The 21,955-nt window shown below is 72.7% G+C and carries 20 protein-coding genes; 13 read left to right on the top strand and 7 right to left on the bottom strand.

Going from position 1 to position 21,955, the window contains the following annotated elements; genetic code table 11:
* Positions 1–46: 46 nt before the first annotated feature.
* Complete coding sequence (locus ACA089_RS10215; protein WP_372016459.1) at positions 47–745, bottom strand: hypothetical protein; 699 nt, start codon at positions 743–745, stop codon at positions 47–49.
* Positions 746–885: 140 nt separating this feature from the next.
* Positions 886–3,042, bottom strand: coding sequence for an adenosylcobalamin-dependent ribonucleoside-diphosphate reductase (locus ACA089_RS10220; protein WP_372016461.1), 2,157 nt, complete (start codon positions 3,040–3,042; stop codon positions 886–888).
* Between the two features lie 503 nt (positions 3,043–3,545).
* Between ACA089_RS10220 and ACA089_RS10225 the strand changes: the two genes are divergently transcribed.
* The 7 genes from ACA089_RS10225 to ACA089_RS10255 all read left to right on the top strand — a co-directional run bounded on the left by ACA089_RS10225 (position 3,546) and on the right by ACA089_RS10255 (position 9,878).
* Positions 3,546–5,003, top strand: a complete 1,458-nt coding sequence (locus tag ACA089_RS10225) for a Do family serine endopeptidase (RefSeq protein ID WP_372016463.1) — start codon at positions 3,546–3,548, stop codon at positions 5,001–5,003.
* A gap of 127 nt (positions 5,004–5,130) precedes the next feature.
* Positions 5,131–5,490 (top strand): hypothetical protein, encoded by a 360-nt coding sequence (locus tag ACA089_RS10230; RefSeq protein WP_372016465.1) that lies wholly within the window; start codon positions 5,131–5,133, stop codon positions 5,488–5,490.
* 16 nt (positions 5,491–5,506) lie between these two features.
* A complete protein-coding gene (locus tag ACA089_RS10235; RefSeq protein WP_372016467.1) occupies positions 5,507–6,085 on the top strand; it encodes a phage holin family protein in 579 nt (192 codons plus the stop codon).
* A complete protein-coding gene (locus ACA089_RS10240; RefSeq protein ID WP_372016469.1) occupies positions 6,082–6,540 on the top strand; it encodes a protein sip-5 in 459 nt (152 codons plus the stop codon). The genes ACA089_RS10235 and ACA089_RS10240 overlap by 4 nt, the downstream gene beginning before the upstream one ends.
* A 55-nt stretch (positions 6,541–6,595) precedes the next feature.
* Complete coding sequence (locus ACA089_RS10245; protein WP_372016471.1) at positions 6,596–7,708, top strand: AI-2E family transporter; 1,113 nt, start codon at positions 6,596–6,598, stop codon at positions 7,706–7,708.
* A 47-nt stretch (positions 7,709–7,755) separates the two neighbouring features.
* Positions 7,756–8,496, top strand: coding sequence for an HAD family hydrolase (locus ACA089_RS10250; protein WP_372016473.1), 741 nt, complete (start codon positions 7,756–7,758; stop codon positions 8,494–8,496).
* A complete protein-coding gene (locus tag ACA089_RS10255; protein ID WP_372016474.1) occupies positions 8,493–9,878 on the top strand; it encodes a leucyl aminopeptidase family protein in 1,386 nt (461 codons plus the stop codon). Before ACA089_RS10250 ends, ACA089_RS10255 begins: the two co-directional genes overlap by 4 nt.
* Before the next feature lie 48 nt (positions 9,879–9,926).
* Here ACA089_RS10255 and ACA089_RS10260 read toward each other — a convergent pair whose 3' ends face one another.
* From ACA089_RS10260 to ACA089_RS10280, 5 genes are all read right to left on the bottom strand, one after another.
* Positions 9,927–11,627: a diguanylate cyclase gene (locus tag ACA089_RS10260; protein WP_372016476.1), complete on the bottom strand. Its 1,701-nt coding sequence runs from the start codon at positions 11,625–11,627 to the stop codon at positions 9,927–9,929.
* 156 nt (positions 11,628–11,783) lie between these two features.
* Entirely contained in the window at positions 11,784–12,386 is a 603-nt protein-coding gene (locus ACA089_RS10265; RefSeq protein ID WP_372016478.1) for a response regulator transcription factor, read from the bottom strand.
* Between the two features lie 126 nt (positions 12,387–12,512).
* The gene (locus tag ACA089_RS10270) at positions 12,513–13,700 is read right to left on the bottom strand and encodes a sensor histidine kinase (RefSeq protein WP_372016480.1); all 1,188 of its coding nucleotides are present in this window, start codon (positions 13,698–13,700) and stop codon (positions 12,513–12,515) included.
* A 30-nt stretch (positions 13,701–13,730) separates the two neighbouring features.
* Complete coding sequence (locus ACA089_RS10275; RefSeq protein ID WP_372016482.1) at positions 13,731–14,495, bottom strand: ABC transporter permease; 765 nt, start codon at positions 14,493–14,495, stop codon at positions 13,731–13,733.
* Entirely contained in the window at positions 14,495–15,436 is a 942-nt protein-coding gene (locus tag ACA089_RS10280; protein ID WP_372016483.1) for an ABC transporter ATP-binding protein, read from the bottom strand. Before ACA089_RS10280 ends, ACA089_RS10275 begins: the two co-directional genes overlap by 1 nt.
* Before the next feature lie 283 nt (positions 15,437–15,719).
* Here ACA089_RS10280 and ACA089_RS10285 point away from each other — a divergent pair, with 283 nt between their 5' ends.
* From ACA089_RS10285 to ACA089_RS10310, 6 genes are all read left to right on the top strand, one after another.
* Positions 15,720–16,982 (top strand): efflux RND transporter periplasmic adaptor subunit, encoded by a 1,263-nt coding sequence (locus ACA089_RS10285; RefSeq protein WP_372016485.1) that lies wholly within the window; start codon positions 15,720–15,722, stop codon positions 16,980–16,982.
* A 43-nt stretch (positions 16,983–17,025) separates the two neighbouring features.
* Positions 17,026–17,319, top strand: coding sequence for a hypothetical protein (locus ACA089_RS10290; protein WP_372016486.1), 294 nt, complete (start codon positions 17,026–17,028; stop codon positions 17,317–17,319).
* Positions 17,320–17,449: 130 nt separating this feature from the next.
* Positions 17,450–18,139 carry an ABC transporter ATP-binding protein gene (locus tag ACA089_RS10295; protein WP_372016488.1) on the top strand — a complete coding sequence of 230 codons (690 nt, stop codon included), beginning with the start codon at positions 17,450–17,452 and terminating at the stop codon, positions 18,137–18,139.
* A 15-nt stretch (positions 18,140–18,154) separates the two neighbouring features.
* Entirely contained in the window at positions 18,155–19,312 is a 1,158-nt protein-coding gene (locus ACA089_RS10300; protein WP_372016490.1) for an ABC transporter permease, read from the top strand.
* A 12-nt stretch (positions 19,313–19,324) separates the two neighbouring features.
* The gene (locus tag ACA089_RS10305) at positions 19,325–20,635 is read left to right on the top strand and encodes an ABC transporter permease (protein WP_372016492.1); all 1,311 of its coding nucleotides are present in this window, start codon (positions 19,325–19,327) and stop codon (positions 20,633–20,635) included.
* Positions 20,636–20,762: 127 nt separating this feature from the next.
* Positions 20,763–21,938 (top strand): alpha/beta fold hydrolase, encoded by a 1,176-nt coding sequence (locus ACA089_RS10310; protein ID WP_372016494.1) that lies wholly within the window; start codon positions 20,763–20,765, stop codon positions 21,936–21,938.
* Positions 21,939–21,955 lie beyond the last annotated feature (17 nt).

Here is a 21,955-nt window from a genome sequence, read left to right on the forward strand (position 1 = left end):
CCGCCGTCCCTCCCCGAGGCGGGGAGGGACGTGTTGCGTTGGATGCTTACTTCTTCGCGGCCTTCTTGGCCGGGGCTTTCCTGGCCGGAGCGCGCTTGGTGGCGGCCTTCTTCGGGGCGGCCTTCTTCATCGCCTTCTTGGCCGGGACCTTGGCCCCCTTTTGCGGGGTCTTGGCGGCCGCCTTCCTGGCTGGCGCCTTCTTCACGGCCTTCTTGGTCGCGGCCTTCTTCGCCGGTGCCTTCTTCACTGCCTTCTTGGCGGCGGCCTTCTTCGCCGGTGCCTTCTTGGCCACCTTCTTCGGAGCCGCCTTGGCCCCCTTTTGCGGGGTCTTTGCGGTCTTCTTGGCAGCGGTCTTCTTGGCAGCGGTCTTCTTGGCAGCCGCCTTCTTCGCCGGCTTCTTCTTGCCCAGCTTCTTGCGCAGGGCGTCGGCCTCGGCGGTGGCGGCGTCCTTGGCGGCGGTCAGCTTCTTCTTCGCCTTGGACATGGTCTTGGTCACGGCCTTCTTCACCTTGGCCGTTTCCTTCTTGACCGCCTTGCTGACCTTGGCGGTTTCCTTCTTCACCGCCTTGGTCGCCTTGGCCACGCGCTTGGTCGCGGCCTTGCGGGCCTGCTTCACCGCGGTGCCGGCGCTGGCGACCGCGCCGGTGGCGCCGGTGCTGATCGCCTGGCCGACTTCGGCCACTTTCTCTTTCACGGTCTCGGCGGCCTCGGAAAGGGTCGCCGTCACACCATTGCCATTGCTCATGGGGAGCCCTCCTGGGGGCGCTCTGCTCTTATGTGGTATGCGTGGGTGCGGGACAACTTCAGCTGGTTTCCGGGCGCCATACCGCGGTGGAGCAGTCGCGGCGGGCGCCCGGAACAGCGCGCGCCGCGACCTGGCAAGCGTCAGAACTTGCCGTAGTAGCCTTCCTTGAGCGCGTCGAAGAGGTTGGCGGCGGTGTGGGTCTCGCCGTCGTACTCGATCTCCTCGTTGCCCTTCACCTCCAGGATCGAGCCGTCCTCCAGCTCGAAGCGGTAGGTGGTGTTCTCCAGGTCCTTCTCCTTGACCAGCACGCCCTGGAAGGCGGCCGGGTTGAAGCGGAACGTGGTGCAGCCCTTGAGGCCCTGCTCGTAGGCGTAGCGGTAGATGTCCTTGAACTCCTCGTACGGGTAGTCCGTCGGGACGTTCGCGGTCTTGGAGATCGAGCTGTCCACCCACTTCTGCGCGGCGGCCTGGACGTCGACGTGCTCCTTGGGGGAGATGTCGTCGGCGGCGATGAAGTACTCCGGCAGCTGCGCCTCGGCGTTGTCGGCGAACGGCATCGCCTTGGCGTTGACCAGGTGGCGGTAGGCCAGCAGTTCGTAGCTGTAGACGTCCACCTTCTCCTTGGACTTCTTGCCCTCGCGGATCACATTGCGGCTGTAGTGGTGCGCGAACGAGGGCTCGATGCCGTTGGAGGCGTTGTTGGCCAGCGACAGCGAGATGGTGCCGGTCGGGGCGATCGAGCTGTGGTGGGTGAAGCGCGAACCGACCTCGGCCAGCTCGTCCACCAGCTCAGGCGCCACCGAGGCGATGCGCTGCATGTAGCGGCTGTAGCGCGCGTGCAGCACCTTGCCCTCGATCTCCTGGCCCACGCGCCAGCCGTCCTTCGCCATTTCCGGGCGCTGGCGCAGCATCTGCGCGGTGACGGTGAAGCGCTCCTCCATGATCGGCGCCGGGCCCTTCTCCAGCGCCAGCGACAGGCCCACTTCCCAGCCGGCCACCGCCATGTCGCGCGCGACCTGCTCGGTGAACACCAGGCTCTCGGGCGAGCCGTACTTCATCTTCAGCATGGTCAGGGTGCTGCCCAGGCCGAGGAAGCCCATGCCGTGGCGGCGCTTGCGCATGATCTCGTCGCGCTGCTGCTGCAACGGCAGGCCGTTGACCTCGACCACGTTGTCGAGCATGCGGGTGAACACGCGCACGACTTCCTTGTATTCCTCCCAGTCGAAGCGCGCCTTGTCGGTGAAGGCGTCGCGCACGAACGTGGTCAGGTTGACCGAGCCGAGCAGGCAGGCGCCGTACGGCGGCAGCGGCTGCTCGCCGCACGGGTTGGTGGCGCGGATGTTCTCGCACCACCAGTTGTTGTTCATCTCGTTGACCTTGTCGATCAGGATGAAGCCCGGCTCGGCGTAGTCGTAGGTGGAGACCATGATCATGTCCCACAGGTGGCGGGCGCGGATGTGCCCGTACACCTTGCAGGCCACCAGGCCGTCGTCGCGGGTGATGTAGTTCTCGTGGGTCGGCCAGTCGCGCCAGACCACGGCGCTGGCGTCGGCCAGGTCGACGTCGCCTTCTTCCTTGCGGCTGACCGGGAACACCAGCGGCCAGTCGGCGTCGTCGGCCACGGCCTTCATGAAGCCGTCGGTGATCAGCAGCGAGAGGTTGAACTGGCGCAGGCGCCCGTCCTCGCGCTTGGCGCGGATGAAGTCCTTCACGTCCGGGTGCGACACGTCGAAGGTGCCCATCTGCGCGCCACGGCGGCCGCCGGCGCTGGAGACGGTGAAGCACATCTTGTCGTAGATATCCATGAAGGACATCGGGCCGGAGGTGTAGGCGCCGGCGCCGGCGACGAACGCGCCGCGCGGGCGCAGCGTGCTGAACTCGTAGCCGATGCCGCAGCCGGCCTTCAGGGTCAGGCCGGCCTCGTGGACCTTCTCCAGGATGCCGTCCATCGAGTCGGTGATGGTGCCGGACACGGTGCAGTTGATCGTGCTGGTGGCCGGCTTGTGTTCCTGCGCGCCGGCGTTGGAGGTGATGCGGCCGGCCGGGATCGCGCCGCGGCGAAGCGCCCAGACGAAGCGCTCGTACCAGTAGGCGCGCTTCTCGTCGGAATCCTCGGCGTCGGCCAGGGCGCGGGCCACGCGCTGGTAGGTGCCGTCGATGTCCGCATCCAGCGGCGCGCCCTGCTTGGTCTTCAGGCGGTACTTCTTGTCCCAGATGTCCTGGGAGGCGGGTTGCAGCGGGATTTCGCCGCTCGTCTTGGTGTTGTCCTGGACCACTTCGAGGCGCACCGTGCTCATGCTGTTGGTTTCTCCTTTACCGCAGCTGGATCTCATTGCCCGGGGGGACGGACGGAACGGGGACGGCACAGCCGGCGGGTCGCGTGGGTGCGCGCCGCTCGCCGGATCAGACGTTGGTGTCGTGGCGGGCCCGAAGCCCGTTTTCGACCGTGTTTTGCTGCCGCATCCGCTCGCCACCCCCCGGCGATTGGGCTAGGCGAGGCGTGTTCATCGAACCACCATCGCTTGGGCCTGGATTCCGTCGCACCGCAACATCTTGTGGCGCAACAGGCGGTCAAGCTACCCCCCGTCCCGGGCACTGTCAACCACTTGCGTGACGCGGCGCACGCTGTCCTCGCGCCACCGCCGGCCGGCCTCGGCATGACCGCGCGCACGGCCGCTGGCGCGACTTCACCGGCCGTTAAATTCCGCCCCAGCAGACTCGTTCAGGTTCATGATCAGGGCCCGCGCGGACACCGCCGGGCGCCCGATCCGTCCCTACTCCCTGCGAGGAATCCGGTCCGATGCGTCGCGTCCCGCTGCTGATCACCCTGACCGCCGCCGCCGCGTTCGGCGGCTTCGCCGCCACGGCGATGAACGAGCTGCTCGACAACCGCGCCCAGGCCGCGCCGGCGGCCCCTGCCCCGGCCCCGGTCCCGGCGGTGCTGCCGGCCGCCGCCGCGGCCAGCCTGCCCTCGGCGGTCGACGGCCAGGCCATGCCCTCGCTGGCGCCGATGCTGCAGCGGGTGATGCCGGCGGTGGTCAGCGTCCACACCAAGCAGCGGGTGGCGGTGCGCAACCCGTTCTTCGACGACCCGTTCTTCCGCCGCCTGTTCCCGCAGGTGCCGCAGGAGCGGATCAACGAGTCGCTGGGTTCGGGCGTGATCATCGACGCCCAGCGCGGCTACGTGCTGACCAACCACCACGTGATCGAGGGCGCCGACGACGTCTCGGTGACCCTGGCCGACGGGCGCACGCTCAAGGCCGAGTTCCTCGGTTCGGACGCCGACACCGACGTGGCCCTGATCCGGATCCCGGCCGAGAACCTGTCCGGCCTGCCGCTGGGCGACAGCGGCCGGCTGCAGGTGGGCGACTACGTGGTGGCGATCGGCAACCCGTTCGGGCTCAACCAGACCGTGACCTCCGGCATCGTCTCGGCGGTGGGCCGCAGCGGCATCCGCGGGCTGGGCTACCAGAACTTCATCCAGACCGACGCCTCGATCAACCCGGGCAACTCCGGCGGCGCGCTGGTCAACCTGCGCGGCGAGCTGGTGGGCATCAACACCGCCAGCCTCAACCCGCGCGGCAGCATGGCCGGCAACATCGGCCTGGGCCTGGCGATCCCGTCCAACCTGGCGCGCGACGTGGTCCACCAGCTGGTGACCACCGGCGAGGTGCGGCGCGGCACCCTGGGCGTGGACGCGCAGCCGCTGGACGCGCGGCTGGCGCGCAGCCTGGGCCTGGCCGAGGACCAGCAGGGCGCGCTGGTGACCCAGGTCTACGCCGGCTCGGGCGCGGCCGCGGCGGGGGTCAGGCCGGGCGACGTGATCACCAGCGCCGGCGGCCAGCGCATCGCCGACCCGCTGGCGCTGCACAACTTCGAGGGCCTGCAGCCGGTCGGGGCGAAGGTGCCGCTGCAGGTGCTGCGCGACGGCCGCACGCTGTCGCTGGAGGCGACCCTGCGCGAGCAGCCGCGCGCGCTGGACGGCGCCTCGGTCGATCCGCGCCTGGCCGGCGCGCGCCTGGCCGAGCTGCCCGAGGCGCAGCGCCAGGCGCGCGGCCGCGGCGTGCTGGTCGAGGAGGTGCAGTCCGGCAGCCGCGCCGCGCAGAACGGCCTGCGCCGCGGCGACGTGATCAGCGCCACCAGCGCCGGGCCGGTGGACGACCTGGCCGCGCTGCGCTCGAGCCTGGCGCAGTCGCCGCCGCAGTTGGTCCTGCTGGTCACCCGCGGTAACGTGCAGGGCAGGCTGCCGATGCGCTGAACCGGTGCATCGGCGCGCGGCTCCGTAACAGGGCCTACACCGGGCCCGTGCTTCCATGGCCCACGTCGCGCCGCCTGCGGCGTCGTCCCCTCCACAAGCAGCCCCACAGGCAAACAGGAGATCCACGATGAGCCCGACCTCCACCGAGAACATGAAGGACAACCTGGCCGAAGCCGGTTCGCACCTGAAGGCCGCCGCCGGCGCCGCCGGCGAGGCGCTGCGCGGCGCGACCAGCGCCGCCGGCGACGAGCTGCGCCTGGGCCGGGCCAACGTCAAGGCCGAACTGGCCGACAGCGCGCTGTCGGGCCTGGCCGCGGCCGAGCTCGGCGGCGACGCCGCGCGCGAGCAGATGGACGCGCTGATGGACAAGGGCCGCGACCTGATCGACAGCGCCGCCGAGCTGATCCGCGAGCGCCCGCTGGCCTCGTTCGGCGTCGCCTTCGCCGCCGGCTGGCTGGTCGCCGCGCTCGCCCGCCGCGACCGCTGAGCGGGTCGCCGCGGCGATGAGCGAAGGGGAGCGCTCCGGCGACGCACGCCCGGGTGACGTGCCGGGCCCCGGCGGACACGCGGGCGCACCGCCGCCGCTGGACGAGAGCCTGCGTGCGGTCGTCGAGTCGGGCAAGGCCTCGCTCGGCGCCACCCGCGATGCGCTGCGCTCGCTGCGCGCGCTGGTGTCCGCCGACCTGGCCCTCGCGCGCAGCGCGCTCGGCCGGGGGATCGCATGGGCCGGGGTGGCGATCGTGTTCGGCGCCTCGGCCTGGCTGCTGGCCACCGCCGCGGGCGTCGCGCTGATGCAGCGCTTCGGCCTGTCGTGGCTGTCCTCGCTGAGCATCGCCGCGCTGTTCAACCTGGCCATCACCGCGGTGGCCGCATGGCGCACCTCGCGCTTCTTCGACTACATGGGCCTGCACGCCACCCGGCGGCAGCTCAGCCGCATGGGCCTGTTCGACGAGGATGGCGAGGACGACGGCAGTCCCGACGACGGGCCCGGCACCGGCAACGCGCCGGGCGCCCCGCGCGCCGACGCGGTGGCCGCTTCGGTCACCAATGCCGCCACGCCTTCGCAGGGCCCGCAGCCATGAGGTTCGAGCTGCTGCGGCAGCGGGTCGAGCGCGCCGAGCGGCGGGTGGAATCGTGCATGGACCGCGCCCAGTCGCACCGCTACCGGTTCGCCGACGCCTGGCGGCGCGGCTGGTCGCCGGGACGGATCGTGGTGGCCGGGCTGCTGGCGGGGTTCCTGGTCGGCCGCGCCGAGCCGCTGTCCAAGGTCGGCGGCACCCGCTGGCTGCAGATGCTGGGCACGGTCTCCAGCCTGCTCGCCTCGCTGCGCGCGGCCGCGGCCTCCGAGGACGCGACCGCCTCGGCCGACGTCGCCGCGCAGGAAGCGGCCGCGGCCAACCAGAACGTGGCCGACGCCACCGGCCAGCCGACCGTGGCCGCGGCCGACGTGGTGCCGCCCTCGCAGGCGGCCGACCGCGCAGCGCGCGTGCACGCGCCGGCGCCGGCCGAAGCGGCCACCGACCTTTCCGAACGCTGACCTCCCCTCCCTCCTTGCGTCGCCGGGCCTGGCCGCGGTGATGCGGCCGACCCGCATGTCCGCCCTGCCCCCGACCGACGCCGATCCCCACGCCACCGCGCCCGCGCCGGCCGACGCGCTGCCGCCGCACCGGCCGCGCGCCTCCGCCGCGGTCGTGGTGCTGGCCACCCTGGCGGTCGGCTACACCCTGTGGGCCGCCCAGGAAGTGGTGCTGCCGGTGCTGCTGGCGGCGTTCTTCGCCCTGATCGGCAACCCGCTGATCCGCGGCCTGCGGCGGCTGTACGTGCCGCGCTTCCTGGCCGCGCTGCTGGTGCTGGTGGCCGGCCTGGCCGGCGCCGGCGCGCTGGGCGTGCAGCTGGCCGCCCCGGCCACCGAGTGGGCCGAGCAGGCCCCGCGCGAGGCGCGCAAGCTCGGCCGCCAGCTGCAGGACCTGACCCGCCCGGTGCACGAGGCCAACCGCATCGCCGAGGACATGGCCCGCGCCGCCGCCGGCGAGACCAACCGCAAGGTCGAGGTGGTCCGCACCCGGGTCGACGACCCCTACGCGGTGCTAACCCGCACCCCGCGCCTGGCGGCCTCGGTGCTGGCGGTGGTGCTGCTGACGTTCTTCTTCATGGTCTATGGCGAGAACCTGCAGCGCAACGCGATCGCGCTGCTGCCCGGGCGCCAGCAGAAGAAGTTCACGGTGGAGATCCTGCACGGGATCGAGCGCGAGGTCTCGCGCTACGTGCTGACCATCAGCGTGATCAACGCGGTGGTCGGCCTGGCCTTCGCCGGGATCCTGTACCTGCTGAAATTCCCGGCGCAGGAGGCGCTGCTGTGGGGCACGATGGTGATGCTGCTCAACTACGCGCCCTACGTCGGCCCGCTGATCGGCATGTGCATGATGCTGCTGGTCGGCTTCATCGCCTTCGACGACACCTGGCACTCGCTGCTGCCGGCGGCGCTGTACCTGCTGCTGCACACGCTCGAGGGGCAGATCATCACCCCCATCGTCCTGGGGCGGCGGATGGCGCTGTCGCCGCTGGTGCTGATCCTGGCGCTGATGCTGTTCGGCTGGCTGTGGGGCCTGGTCGGCCTGCTGCTGGCGGTGCCGCTGCTGGTCTGCGTGAAGCTGGTGCTGGCCCAGATCGAGGGCATGGGCGGCTGGGCGCGGTTGCTGGAGTGAGTCCCCGCCGCGGGGCCGGCGGCCCGCCGCCGCGCTAGAATGCGCCGGTGAGCTTCAGCGTCCGCGCCATCACCCTCGACCTCGACGACACCCTGTGGCCGTTCGCGCCGATCGGCGCGCGCATCGACCAGGTGCTGCACGACTGGATGCTCGAGCACAGCCCGGCCACCGCCGCCATGTACCCGGTGGCGGCGATGCGCGAACTGCGCGAGCGTTCGTTCCGCGACAACCCCCACCTGCACCACGACCTGTCGGCGCTGCGCCGGCTGACCCTGCGCGAGGCGCTGGAGGCCAGCGGCGCGTCGCTGGACCTGCTCGAGCCGGCGTACGAGGCGTTCTACGCCGCCCGCAACCAGGTCGAGTACTACCCCGACGCGCTCGATGCACTGGCGCGGATCGCCGCGCGGGTGCCGGTGGCGGCGCTGAGCAACGGCAACGCCGACCTGCAGCGGGTCGGCATCGCCCACCTGTTCGCGTTCCAGCTCGGCGCGCGCGAACACGGCGCGGCCAAGCCGGAGGCCAGCATCTTCCACGCCGCCTGCGCGCGGCTGGGCTGCGGCCACGGCGAGGTCCTGCACGTGGGCGACCACATCGAGATGGACGTGGCCGGGGCCGCGCGCGCCGGCCTGCGCAGCTGCTGGATCAACCGCGAAGACCGCACCTGGGAGCACGCCGAGATCGTGCCCGACCTGCAGTTCACCACCCTCACCGCGCTGGCCGACTGGCTGGACGCGAACGCCGGCGGACACGACGCCGCGCGCACACCGATGCGAGGCCACGCCGCATGAACCACCTGTCCCACTACGCCGACGCGACCGGCACCGCCCTGGCGCTGCACCTGCTCGAACGCGACGGATACGCCGGCTGGCGCGCCGCCCAGCCGGCGGCGGTGACCGGCTGGCTCGACGCCCAGGGTTTCCAGCCGGTGCCCGGCGCGATGGCGCTGCTGCCCGGCCAGGACGGCGTGCTCGGCGCGGTGGTCGGGATCGGCGACCCGCTCGATCCCTGCAGCTACGCGCATGCGCCGGGCCTGCTGCCGCCCGGGGCCTGGGCGCCGGCGACGGACCTGCCGCCCGCGCAGCAGGCCGCGCTGCAGCTGGGCTGGGGCCTGGGCAGCTACCGCTTCGACCGCTACAAGACCCCGCCGCGCGCGCCGGCGCGGCTGCGCCTGGCGCAGCTCGACGAGGAAGCGCTGGACCTGCTGCTGGCGACCGTGCGCGTGCGCGACTGGGTCAACACGCCGACCCAGGACATGGGGCCGCAGCACCTGGAGGACATCGCCCGCGAACTGGCCGCCGAACACGGGGCGAAGGTCGAAGTGACCACCGGCGATGCGCTGCTGGCGCAGAACTTCCCGGCGATCCATGCGGTCGGCCGCGCCTCGCACCGCGCGCCGCGGCTGGTGGAACTGCGCTGGGGCTTCGACGGCCCGGACAGCGGCGCCCGCCCGCACGTGGTGCTGGTCGGCAAGGGCGTGTGCTTCGACACCGGCGGCCTGGACATCAAGCCGGCCGACGGCATGCGCAACATGAAGAAGGACATGGGCGGCGCCGCGCACGCGCTGGCGCTGGCCGCGCTGGTGATGGCGCGCCGGTTGCCGGTGCGGATGACCCTGCTGGTGCCGGCGGTGGAGAACGCGATCGGCCCGGACGCGTTCCGCCCGGGCGAGGTCATCGCCACCCGTGCCGGGGTCAGCGTCGAGATCGACAACACCGACGCCGAGGGCCGGGTGATCCTGTGCGACGCGCTGGCCTACGCCGGCGAGCAGAAGCCGGACGTGGTGCTGGACTTCGCCACGCTCACCGGCGCGGCGCGCATCGCGCTGGGCCCGGACCTGCCGGCGCTGTTCGCCAACGACGACGCGCTGGCCGCGGCGTGGATCGCAGGCGGCGAGCAGGCCCGCGACCCGGTCTGGCGCATGCCGCTGTGGCGCCCGTACCTGCGCTACCTGACCAGCAATATCGCCGACCTGGCCAACGCCGGTTCGCGCATGGCCGGCGCGGTCACCGCCGCGCTGTACCTGGAACGCTTCGTGCCCGCCGGCACCGCGTGGGCGCACCTGGACACCTACGCCTGGAACGACAGCAGCCGCCCCGGCCGTCCCGCCGGCGGCGAGGCGCTGGGCCTGCGCGCGGCCTGGGCGATGCTCAAGGCGCGCTACGGCGGCTGAGCCGCGGCCCCGCGCAGGCGTGCGCGCGCGGCGCCGGGACGGGCCGCGTCAGCCTTCGACCAGGGTGCCCGCCGCGAGCTCGAAGCGGTCACGGCCGCGGCGCTTGGCCTGGTACAGCGCGCGGTCGGCGCGCCGCATCAGCAGCTCGGCGGTATCCCCGGTTCCCTCGAACGCGGCGATGCCGATCGACACCGTGACCCCGGGCAGTTCGCTGCCCAGGTGCTCCACCCGCATCGCCCGCACCGCCGCGCCGATCTCCGCCGCGCGGCGGCCGGCCTGCTCGAGCGTGGTCTCGGGCAGGATCAGGGTGAACTCCTCGCCGCCGTAGCGGCAGGCGATGTCCTCGCCGCGCGCGCTGGCCCTGACCAGCTGGCCGAAGCCGGCCAGCAGCGCGTCGCCGCCGGGGTGGCCGTGCAGGTCGTTGAACGCCTTGAAGTGGTCCAGGTCCAGCATCATCAGGCTCAGCGGCAGCGCGCGGCGTTCGCAGCGCGCCAGTTCCCGGGCCAGCGACTCCTCCAGGTAGCGGCGGTTGAACAGGCCGGTGAGCGGGTCGCGGATCGACTGGATCCGCAGGCGCTCCTGCAGCGCTAGGTTGTGCAGGGCCATCGACAGCTGCTCGGTCGCGGCCTGCACCAGGTCCATCCGCGCCAGCATCGCCGGCGAGTCCGCCGACAGGTACAGGAAACCGAGCTGCTGGCCCTGCGCGACCAGCGGGATGCAGGCGGTGTTGAGCTCGACTTCGATCGCCGGCGGCTCGACGTGGGCGCAACGCAGGGTCTCGCCATGCGCGCGCAGCAGGTGCGGCTGGCCGCGGCGCAGCGCCCAGCAGTGCTCCGGCGGCAGCAGCGCGGCGCTGGCGGCGACATGCTCGCCCCAGTGCGCCAGCTCCTCGGCGTAGTCCTGCGAGGCGCGGATCCGGTACAGGGTGCCGCCGGTGCCGGGCAGCAGCCGCGACAGCAGCTGGGTGGTCAGCGCGACCGCTTCCTCGGCCGTGAGGCAGTTCTGCAGCAGGCCGCCATAGCGGTTGAGCTCGGCCAGGTCGGCGGTGTGCCGCTCCAGCTGCGCCACCGATTCGCTCAGGCGCAGGTTGGCCTCGGCGCCGGCGCGCTCGGCCCGCCCGCGGCGGCGGATCTCCCGCACCAGCATCCCGTAGACCACGCCGACCACCGCCAGCCCGAACGGGATGCCCAGCAACGCCAGCGCGCGCAGCACGTCGGCGCTGCGCCGGCTGGAGCGGTCGCGCTCGGCCAGCAGCTCGTACTCGCGCTCCAGCAGCTGCTGGGCCTGGCTGCGGATGGCCGAGGACACCTCGAGCACGTCGCGGTCGATCCCGCCCTGCGCGGCGGCCAGCCCGCCGGTCCGGTAACGCTCGAGGTTGGCCTCGATCTGGTCGATGCGGCGGTCGCTGAGCGCGCGCAGGGTCCGGACCCGGGCCCGCTGCTGCGGGTTGTCGCCGACCAGGCCGGCGAGCCGCTCCAGCAGCGGGCCGGCCTGCTCGCGGTTGACCCGGTAGATGGCCAGGTAGTCGACGTCGCCGGTGAGCAGATAGCCGCGCTGCGCCGCCTCGGCATCGCGCAGGCGCGCCTCCACCGCATCGACGCTGGCGATCACTTCGTTGGTGTGCGCCACCTGCTCGGCATCGGCGATGAAGCGCTGCGCGCCCATCAGCACGCCGACGCCGATGGCCGCGAAGATCAGCGCGGCGACGGGCAGTCCGATCCGGTTGGCGAGGCGCAGGCGGCGGGGCATGGCGACAGTGTGCGCGAACGGGCGCGGAAGGAAAGCCCCATGCAAGCGCCGTACCCCGGCGGTGGCAGGGGCCGGCCCGGGGGCCGCGTGGTCCCGCCCGCACCCGGCGTCGATGGGCCGGCGGCATCGCGCGGGCGACGCGGCGCACCGGCGCCGCTAGAGCCAGCCCTTCTGCCGGGCCATCCGCGCCGCCTCGATACGGTTGCCGGCGCCGAGCTTGCCGATCGCCTCGGACAGGTAGTTGCGCACGGTGCCCTGGGACAGGTTGAGGCGGGCGGCGATCTCGGCCGAGGTGCTGCCCTCGCCGGCCAGGCGCAGCACCTGGCGCTCGCGTTCGTTGAGCGGATCGGCTTCGCCCCAGGCCTCCAGCGCCAGTTCCGGGTCGATCGCGCGGCCGCCGTGGCGGACCTTGCGCAGCGCCTCGGCCAGCCGTTCGGCCGGCGCGTCCTTGAGCAGGTAGCCGACCACGCCGGCGTCCAGCGCGCGGCGCAGGAAGCCGGCGCGGGCGAAGGTGGTGACGATCACGACCTTCACCGCCAGCCCGTGGCGCTGGATGCGCTGGGCCAGCTCCAGGCCGGTGAGGCCGGGCATCTCGATGTCGGTGACCAGCACGTCCGGCTGCAGCCGCTGCACCTCGCGCCAGGCGCTCTCGCCGTCGGCCACGGCGCCGGCGACCTCGATGTCCGGTTCCATCCCGAGCAGCGCGGCCAGCGCGCCGCGGACCATCGCCTGGTCTTCGGCCAGGAGCACGCGGATCATCGGCGGGGGCGCAGTACGGGCATGGCGCGACGTTAGCAAAAGCGCGGCACCGGCCACAGCGGCCACCGCGGCAATGGCGACGCGCGCGGGGCGCGCATCGCCGGCGGGCATCGCCGCGAAGGCGGGCTAGGGCGTGTCGGTGCCGGCATCCCCGGCGGGGACCGCGCGCGCCTCCGCGCCGGCACGCCAGTGCGGCAGCTCGGCGACCAGGCGCGTGCCACGCACCGGCGCCGGCTCGATGCGCAGGCTGCCGCCGAGCACCTGCAGCCGCTCGCGCATGCCGTCCAGGCCGTTGCCCGGACGGATCGCACCGCCACGGCCGTCGTCCTCCACGGACAGCCGCCACTGCCGCGCATCCCCGGCCAGCGCGACCCGGACCCGGCTGGCGCGGGCATGGCGGTGCACGTTGGTCACCGCCTCGCGCAGGCAAAGCGCCAGCACGGTTTCCTGCTCCGGCGGCAGCGCCGCCTCGGGCACCTGCACGTCGAGCGCGATGCCCTCGCCTTCCAGCAGCACCCGCGCGGCGGCGAGCTCGGCCGCCAGCGCCGCGGCGCGGATCCCGGTGACCGCGCGCCGCACCTGGCCCAGCGCATCGCGCGCGACCTGGCCCAGCTCCTCGATCTCGCGCTGGGCCGCGGCCGGGTCGCGCGGCAGCAGGCGGCCGGCGAGGTCGGCCTTCAGCGCCACCAGCGACAGGGTGTGGCCGAGCAGGTCGTGCAGGTCGCGGCCGATGCGCTCGCGCTCGGCGGTGGCGGCCAGGCGCCGGACCTCGTCCTGCGACAGCCGCAGCGCGGCGTCCTTGAGGTGGCGCATGCGCTCGAAGTGGACCAGCACCGCCACCACCAGCGTGGTCACCGGCATCCAGGCCATCGACGCCCACGGATAGCCCAGCGTCCGCGCCCAGCCCAGCAGCACCACGTTGGCCACCGCCAGCACCGCCACGTAATGCCAGAGCCGGCGCCAGCGGTGCGCGCCGAGCATCACGCAGCCGAAGACGAAGTAGCTCATCCCCGACGGGTACCAGGGCAGCAGGGCCAGGCACAGCACCAGCATGGCCGCCGCGCAGGCGGGGACCCAGCGCGCCGGCAGCATCAGCGTGCCGACGTAGAGCGCGGCGAACAGCGGATAGGACAGCGCGGTCAGCACCCACCAGCGTGCGTCGTAGCCCTGCGGGGTGAACATCGGCACCACGAACACCCAGATCGTCCACAGCAGGTGGATGAGTTCGGCCCAGTACGGCTGGCCGCGGCGCACGCTGTGCGCCATCACCGAGTCGGGGGCGGGGCGGATCCAGGCGGGCATCGCTGCGGACATCGCGGGATTCTCCTTCATCGGGCCGCACGCTCAGGCACGCGCCAGCCGCCGCCGCGCGAGCAGGAAGAACACCGCCGCCACCGCCAGCAGCACGCCCACGTGCCGCCACGGCACGACCCCGGCGGCGGCGCCGGCCTGCAGGTGCGCGAGCCGGGCCAGATGGTACGCCGGCCACAGCGGCGCGATCGACGCCAGCGGCGCGGGCAGCATCGACAGCGGGATGAACAGCCCCGACAGGAACGCCATCGGCAGGTACACCAGGTTGACCAGCGCCGGCGCGCCGCGGCCGCCGACCAGGGTGCCCAGCCACAGGCCGATCGCGCTGAACGGCAGCACGCCCAGCAGGCAGGTCGCGGCCAGCGCGAGCCAGTGCGCCGGCGCCATCCGCACGCCGGCGACGGTCGCGCCGAGCACCGCCAGCAGCAGCACCACGATCGCCGAGAACAGCATCGCCATGGCGACCTTGGCCAGCAGGTAGGCGCCGGGCGGCATCGGCTGGGCGCGCTTGAGCACCAGCAGGCCCTGCTCGCGGTCCAGGGCCACGGTCACGCCGAAGCCGAACAGGGCCACGCCCATGATCCCGAACACGCTGTAGCCGGCGAGCAGGAAGCGGGCCGCCTCGGGCGAGCGGTTGCCACCGAAGACCTCGCCGAACAGCAGGTAGAAGACCGGCGGGAACAGCAGCACCGGCAGCGAGAACGAGGGCGAGCGCCACAGGCGCACGAACTCGTAGCGCGCTTCCTGCAGGTAGGCGTTCCAGGACGGGGTGGCCGCGGCGGGGCTGGTGGCGTCCATCAGGCGGCCTCCTGTTCGGCCAGGGGGGTGTGGGAGGGGGCGGCGGACGGGCCGGTCAGCGCCAGGAAGGCGTCGGCCAGGCCGGCGCGGCGCACCTCCAGTCCCGACAGCGCGGGATCCTCGTCGAGCAGGCGGCGCACCACCGGCTCGGCCTGCGCGGCGACGATCTCCAGGCGCCCGTCGGCCGACACGCGCGCTTCCTGCACGCCCGGCCAGCCGGCGACCCGCTCGGGCGTGAGCGAGGATGCGCAGCCGATGCGACGCTGCGCCACGCGCGCGCGCATCTCCTCGACGCTGCCCTGCGCGAGCAGCCGGCCGTGGTCGATCACCATCACCCGGTCGGCCAGCGCCTCGGCCTCCTCCAGGTAGTGGGTGGTGAGCAGCACCGCGCAGCCTTGGGCGGACAGCGCCCGGATCGCCCGCCACAGCGCCTGCCGCGCCTCGATGTCCAGGCCGGTGGTCGGTTCGTCGAGGAACAGCAGCTGCGGCCGCCCGCACAGCGCCATCGCGAACTGCACGCGCCGCTGCTGGCCGCCGGACAGCTGGCCGTAGCGGCGCCGCCCCACGTCCTGCAGCCCGGCCACGGCGAGGCATTCGTCCAGCGGGCGCGGGTGCGGGTAGTAGCTGCGGGCCAGGTCCACCAGCTCGCGCACCGCGAGCGTGTCGGGGATGCCGGCGGTCTGCAGGATCACCCCGGTGCGGCGGCGCGCGGCCAGCGACGAGGGCGGCAGGCCGAACAGTTCGGCACGCCCGGCATCGGGCGCATGCAGGCCCAGCAGCAGGCCGATCGCGGTGGTCTTGCCGGCCCCGTTGGGCCCGAGCAGCGCCAGCACCTGGCCGGCGCGCAGCTCAAGGTCCAGCGCGTCCAGGGCGCGGGTGCGGCCGTACTGCTTGCTGGCCTGGTGCAGGCGCGCCAGCGGCGGGTGGGAGGCGGTGTCCATCGCGGTGCCGGTCTGTGGAGTCGCGGCCAGTGTCCGCCGCCGCCGCGCGTCGCGGCAGTCACGCCGCGCACGCCAGGCGCATGACAGCTGTCACTACGCCCGCAGGCGCCGGGCCGCCACCATGCGTGGCGTGGCGGCCTGTCGATCCGCGGCCGCCCTGTCCGTCATGGCATGGACGTATTCCATCGCATGCGCCGGGCCGTCCGCCAGAAAGTGACTTCCGGCAACTGGCCGCCGTGTACCCTTGCCGCGGACACTGGAACGGGATCCCTCAGAGAACGCAATGAACGCTTCCGCTGAACTGCTCAAGGAACTGAAGCTCGAGCGCGGCCGCGCGCCGTCCACGCCGCCGCCGTCGCGGCGCGGGCTGTGGATCGGCCTGGGCGTGGCCGCCGCCGTGGTGATCGCGGCGGGTGCCGCCTGGATGGTGTTCGGCGGCGACAAGGCCGTGGAGGTGCGCACCGCGCCGGTGGTGGCGATCTCCGCCGGCGGCGGCGCGAGCGCCTCGGTGCTCGACGCCAGCGGCTATGTCGTGGCGCGGCGCATGGCCACGGTCTCGGCCAAGGTCACCGGCCGGGTCAAGGAAGTGCTGATCGAGGAAGGCATGCGCGTGGAGGAAGGCCAGGTGCTGGCGCGGCTGGACCCGATCGACGCCGATGCGCAGCGCACGCTGGCCGCCTCGCAGGTCGCGGCCTCGAAGAGCCAGGCCGACAGCGTGCGCGCGCAGCTGGTGGACGCCGAGTCCAATGCGCGCCGCCTCTCCCAGCTGGTCGGCGAGCAGCTGGTCTCGCGCGCGCAGTACGACCAGGCCATCGCCCAGCGCGACGCCCTGCGCGCGCAGCTGGCCACCGCCCAGCGCAACGCCCAGGTCGCCGGCGACCAGCTGCGCATCGCCGACCAGGGCGTGGACAACACCATCGTCCGCGCGCCGTTCGCCGGGATCGTGACCGCCAAGGCGGCGCAGCCGGGCGAGATCGTCTCGCCGCTGGCCACCGGCGGCTTCACCCGCACCGGCATCGGCACCATCGTCGACATGGAGTCGCTGGAGGTGGAGGTCGAGGTGGGCGAGTCCTACATCGGCCGGGTGCAGCCGAAGATGCCGCTGGAAGTGGTGCTCACCGCCTATCCGGACTGGCGCATCCCCGGCGAGGTGATCGCGATCATCCCCGCCGCCGACCGCGGCAAGGCCACGGTCAAGGTGCGCGTGGCGCTCAAGGAGAAGGACCCGCGCATCGTCCCGGACATGGGCGTGCGGGTCAGCTTCCTCGATCGTGCCCCTGGACAGGAGGCGCCGCAGCAGGGCGAACAGAAGCCGCAGGGCGTGCGCGTGCCGGCGGCGGCGATCGTGCAGCGCGATGGCGCCGACGTGGCCTTCGTGGTCGGCGACGAGGACGCGGTCGAGCAGCGCGCGGTCAAGCCCGGCATCGCCATGGGCAGCGACCGCCAGGTCCTGTCCGGCCTGACCGCGGGCGAGACCGTGGTCGTCGATGCGCCCGACACCCTGGCCGATGGCGACCGCATCCGCGTCGCCGGCGCCCAGCCCTGATCTTCCCCGGACACCACCGACCCACCGCCCGGACCCGCGCGCCATGGAACGGATTCCCAACCTGCTGGTACTCGCCCTGGTCGGCCTGGCGCTGGCCGCGGTGGCCTCGTGGTACCTGCGGCTGCCGTTCCCGGTGGCGCTGGTCATGATCCTGGCCGGGGTGATGGCGCGCGGCTTCGTCGTCGCCGCCGCGACCGAGCCGGAACCGGCGCCGGCCAGCGGCCTGGCGGCGCGCACGCGCAGCGGCATCGCCCTGGCCCTGCGCCTGCTGATCGGCACGGGGGTGCTGGCGCTGATGCTGCTCAGCGCGTTGTGGATGCTGGCGCCCGCCGGTTGATCCGGCCGTCCCGCCCCCGCTTCGAAGCAGGCCCGTCGAACCGATCCGCCCGAACAGATCCCGTCGAAACCGCCCCATCCAATCGCAACACGCCACGCGGCCGCACGGCCGACCACCCGAGGAATTGCGCATGTCCACCCTGGTCACCCTCCGCAACATCACCAAGACCTACCAGCGCGGCCCCGAGAAGGTGCAGGTGCTGCATGGCATCGACCTCGACATCCCGCGCGGCGACTTCGTCGCGCTGATGGGCCCGTCGGGTTCGGGCAAGACCACCCTGCTGAACCTGATCGGCGGGCTGGACACGCCCAGCGGCGGCGAGATCGAGATCGAAGGCGAGCGCATCGACCGGCTCTCGGCCGGGCAGCTGTCGACCTGGCGCAGCCACCACGTCGGCTTCGTGTTCCAGTTCTACAACCTGATGCCGATGCTGACCGCGCAGAAGAACGTCGAGCTGCCGCTGCTGCTGACCAAGCTCGGCGCGGCCGACCGCGCGCGCCGGGCGCAGATCGCGCTGACCCTGGTCGGCCTGGCCGACCGCCGCAGCCATCGCCCCAACGAGCTGTCCGGCGGCCAGCAGCAGCGCGTGGCGATCGCCCGCGCGATCGTCTCCGACCCGACCTTCCTGATCTGCGACGAGCCCACGGGCGACCTGGACCGGCATTCGGCCGAGGAGATCCTGGACCTGCTGCGCATGCTCAACCGGGAGCACGGCAAGACCATCATCATGGTCACCCACGACCCGAAGGCCGCCGAGTACGCGACCCACACCATCCACCTGGACAAGGGCGAGCTGGCCGACGCGCCTGCCGCGCACTGACCGGAGGACACCGCGATGAAATACCTCTCGCTCGTCTGGGCGCAGCTGTTCCGCAGCAAGACGCGGACGCTGCTGACCCTGCTGTCGGTGGTCACCGCCTTCCTGCTGTTCGGCATGCTCGACTCGGTCCGCGTGGCGTTCAATTCCGGCGGCAGCGTCGACGGCGCCAACCGCCTGGTCACCACCTCGCGCCTGTCGATCACCCAGAGCCTGCCGGTACGCCTGCAGGAGCAGATCCGCACCGTGCCCGGGGTCAAGGACGTGACCTACGCGATGTGGTTCGGCGGCATCTACCAGGACCCGAAGAACTTCTTCGCCAACTTCTCGGTGGCGCCGAACTTCTTCGACGTCTACAGCAACTACGAACTGCCGCCGGAGCAGCTCAAGGCGTTCCAGGAGACCCGCACCGGCGCGGTGGTCGGCGAGACCCTGGCCAAGGAGTTCGGCTGGAAGATCGGCGACACCATCCCGCTGCAGGCCACGATCTTCCCGCGCGGCGGCAGCAACGACTGGCCGCTGACCCTGGTCGGCATCTTCCGCTCCAAGGACCGCTCGGCGGCCGCGGGCGAGGAGCGCCAGCTGGTGATGAACTGGAAGTACTTCGACGAGTCCAACGACTACATCAAGGGCCAGGTCAGCTGGTACACGGTCACCCTGGAGAACCCCGACCACGCCTCGCGCGTGGCCCAGGCCATCGACGCACTGTCGATGAACTCCGACCGCGAGACCAAGAGCCAGACCGAATCGGCTTTCCAGCAGTCCTTCGCCAAGCAGTTCGCCGACATCGGCCTGATCGTCACCTCGATCATGGGCGCGGTGTTCTTCACCCTGCTGCTGCTGACCGGCAACACCATGGCCCAGGCGGTGCGCGAGCGCATCCCCGAGCTGGCGATCCTCAAGACGCTGGGCTTCAAGGACGGCACCGTGCTGTGGCTGGTGCTGGTGGAGTCGGTGCTGCTGGTGGGACTGGGCGGGCTGATCGGCATGGGCCTGGCGCGGGTGGTGCTGCCGGGCCTGGCGAGCAAGGCGCAGGGCATGCTGCCGCCGACCATCCCGCTGCAGACCTGGATCGTGGGGCTGGTGCTGATCGTGCTGATCGGCCTGGTGGTGGGCGTGCTGCCGGCGCTGCGCGCCAAGCGCCTGAAGATCGTCGATGCGCTGGCCGGCCGCTGAGGAGATACGAGCATGAACAAGCAATGGTTGTGGAACCTGCTCACGATCGCGGCGCTGGTCGTGGGCCTGGCGGGGTGGATCATGCTGCCGTGGCAGGGCGTGCTCGCCGTCGCGGTGGCGCTGGCGCTGTGGCTGTTCCTGACCCGCAGCGGCCGGCTCGCGCTGGCCGCCACCGGCATCGGCATCGCCAGCCTGCCGCAGCGCTGGGGCGCGTCCTCGGTGATCGTCGTGGGCATCGCCGGCGTGGTCGCGGTGCTGGTGGCGATGCTGTCGATGGGTCGCGGCTTCCAGAGCACCATGAACAGCACCGGCGACGAGAGCACGGCGATCGTGCTGCGCGGCGGCTCGCAGGCGGAAACCAACTCGGTGATCATGCGCGAGCAGATCCCGCTGATTTCCAGCCTGCCCGGCGTGGCCCGCGACGGCGAGGGCCGGCCGGTCGTCTCGCCGGAACTGTCGCAGGTGGTCAACCTGGTCTCGCGCGAGGACGGCACCGACGTCAACGCCCAGTTCCGCGGCGTCGGCGAGCAGGGCTGGGCGGTGCACGAGAAGGTCAGGATCGTCGAGGGCCGCACCTTCGGCAACGGCCTGCGCGAGATCGTGGTCGGCCAGGGCGCGCAGAAGCAGTTCCGCGACCTGGACGTCGGCAGCACGCTCAACCTCGGCAACCAGCAGTGGACCGTGGTCGGCGTGTTCGCCTCCGGCGACGTGCACGATTCGGAGATCTGGACCGACGCGCAGACCCTGGCCACCACCTACAACCGTGGCGCCTGGCAGTCGGTCAGCGTGCGCACCGAGGGCAAGGCCGGGTTCGAGCAGTTCAAGGCGGCGATGGCGGCCGACCCGCGGCTCAAGCTCGACGTCGAGACCACCAAGGCGTATTTCGCCAAGCAGAGTGGCCAGCTCAACCAGCTGCTGACCATCCTCGGCACGGTGATCGGCGCGATCATGGCGGTGGGCGCGGTGTTCGGCGCGCTCAACACCATGTACGCGGCGGTCGCCGGGCGCGCGCGCGAGATCGCGACCATGCGCGCGATCGGCTTCCGCGGCCTGCCGGTGGTGGTGGCGGTGATGCTGGAGACGATGCTGCTGGCGCTGGTCGGCGGCCTGCTCGGCGGGCTGCTGGCCTGGCTGATCTTCAACGGCTACAGCGCCTCGACCATGGGCAGCAACTTCAGCGCGGTGGTGTTCCAGTTCAAGGTCACGCCCGAACTGCTGTGGTCGGGGCTGAAGTGGGCGCTGGGGATCGGCCTGGTCGGCGGGTTGTTCCCGGCGCTGCGCGCCGCGCGCCTGCCGATCACCACCGCCCTGCGCGCGCTCTGAGGTCCACGCGCACCGGCGCCGGCTCCGCTGAACGGAGCCGGCGCTGTCATCGCACTGTCACCGGGATGCGGTAGAACGCGCGGCCGGCGGCGCGCTACGGTGGGCCGCCGTCGTCGTTGCGACCGCCATGTCCGCCGTTCCCCTGCCCACCCTCGCCCGGCCCCGCGGCCTCGCCACGCGCCTGCTGCTGCTGGCCTGCGCCTGCCTGCTGCTGGCCGGCTTCACCCATTCGCGCACCCGCGCCCTGGCCGACCCGGCCGGCGCGCTCGGCGAGCGCCTGGTCGCGCCCGGCGGGGTGTCGCCGCTGCTGCCGGAGGCGAGGATCGACGCCCTGCTGGCGACCATCCCCACCCGCAGCGGGCACCTGCCCACCCCCGATGGCGTGTCCGTGTTCTGGCACGCCCTCGACCCGGGCGACTACCGCATGCGCTACGCGTGGCAGGGCGCGCACGGCGGCCAGCGCCAGCGGATGGACTACGCGCTCTCGCTGCAGGCCCCCGCCTATCCGGTCGCGCCGCGCGGCACCGTGGTCCTGCTGCACGGCTGGATGATGGACGGCGGCTCGTTGCTGCCATGGTCGGTCGAACTGGCCGAGCGCGGCTACCGGACCATCACCGTGGACCTGCGCAACCACGGCCGCTCCGGCAGCGGGCCGTCCGGCTACGGCACGCGCGAGGCCGGCGACGTCGTCGCGGTGCTGCGCCAGCTGCGCGCGCAGGGCGAAGTCACCGGCCCGTTGCACGTGATGGGCGTGTCGTATGGCGCGGCGACCGCGATCTTCACCGCGCGCGAGCTCGGCACGCAGGTCGGCGGCCAGCCGGTCGACGATCTGCAACTGGGCGGGGTGGTGGCGATGGAATCCTTCGACAACGCCGGCCGTGCGATCCGCGACATGGTCCCGCACATGCTGCAGCGCGCGCCCGACAGCCTCGGCGAGCGCCTCTCGCAGCAGTGGCTGCGCTGGCGCGTCGACACGCATACCCTCGATGCCGCCATCGCCGAAGCCGATCGGCGGCTGGGGCTCGACCTGGACCAGGTCGACGTCGGCGCCGCGCTCGCACAGGCACCGGCCTGCGTGCTGCTGGTCCACGGCCGCGACGATGCGCACGTGCCGGTGGCGCACGGCCGCGCCCTGGCCGCCGCCGCGCCGCGCGCGCGCTACCTGGAACTGGCCGGCGAAGACCACCTGAGCCTGCCGATGCGGCTGGACCGGCTGGCACCGGTGGTGGAGGACTGGTTCGCGCGCACGCCGGGCAGCGACGGCGGCGCCTGCCCGCAACCGCTGGCGCCGCTGCAGGCGTGACCGGGCGGCCGCGGCCG

Source organism: Pseudoxanthomonas fibrivorans, from assembly GCF_041464125.1.
Lineage (GTDB): Bacteria > Pseudomonadota > Gammaproteobacteria > Xanthomonadales > Xanthomonadaceae > Pseudoxanthomonas.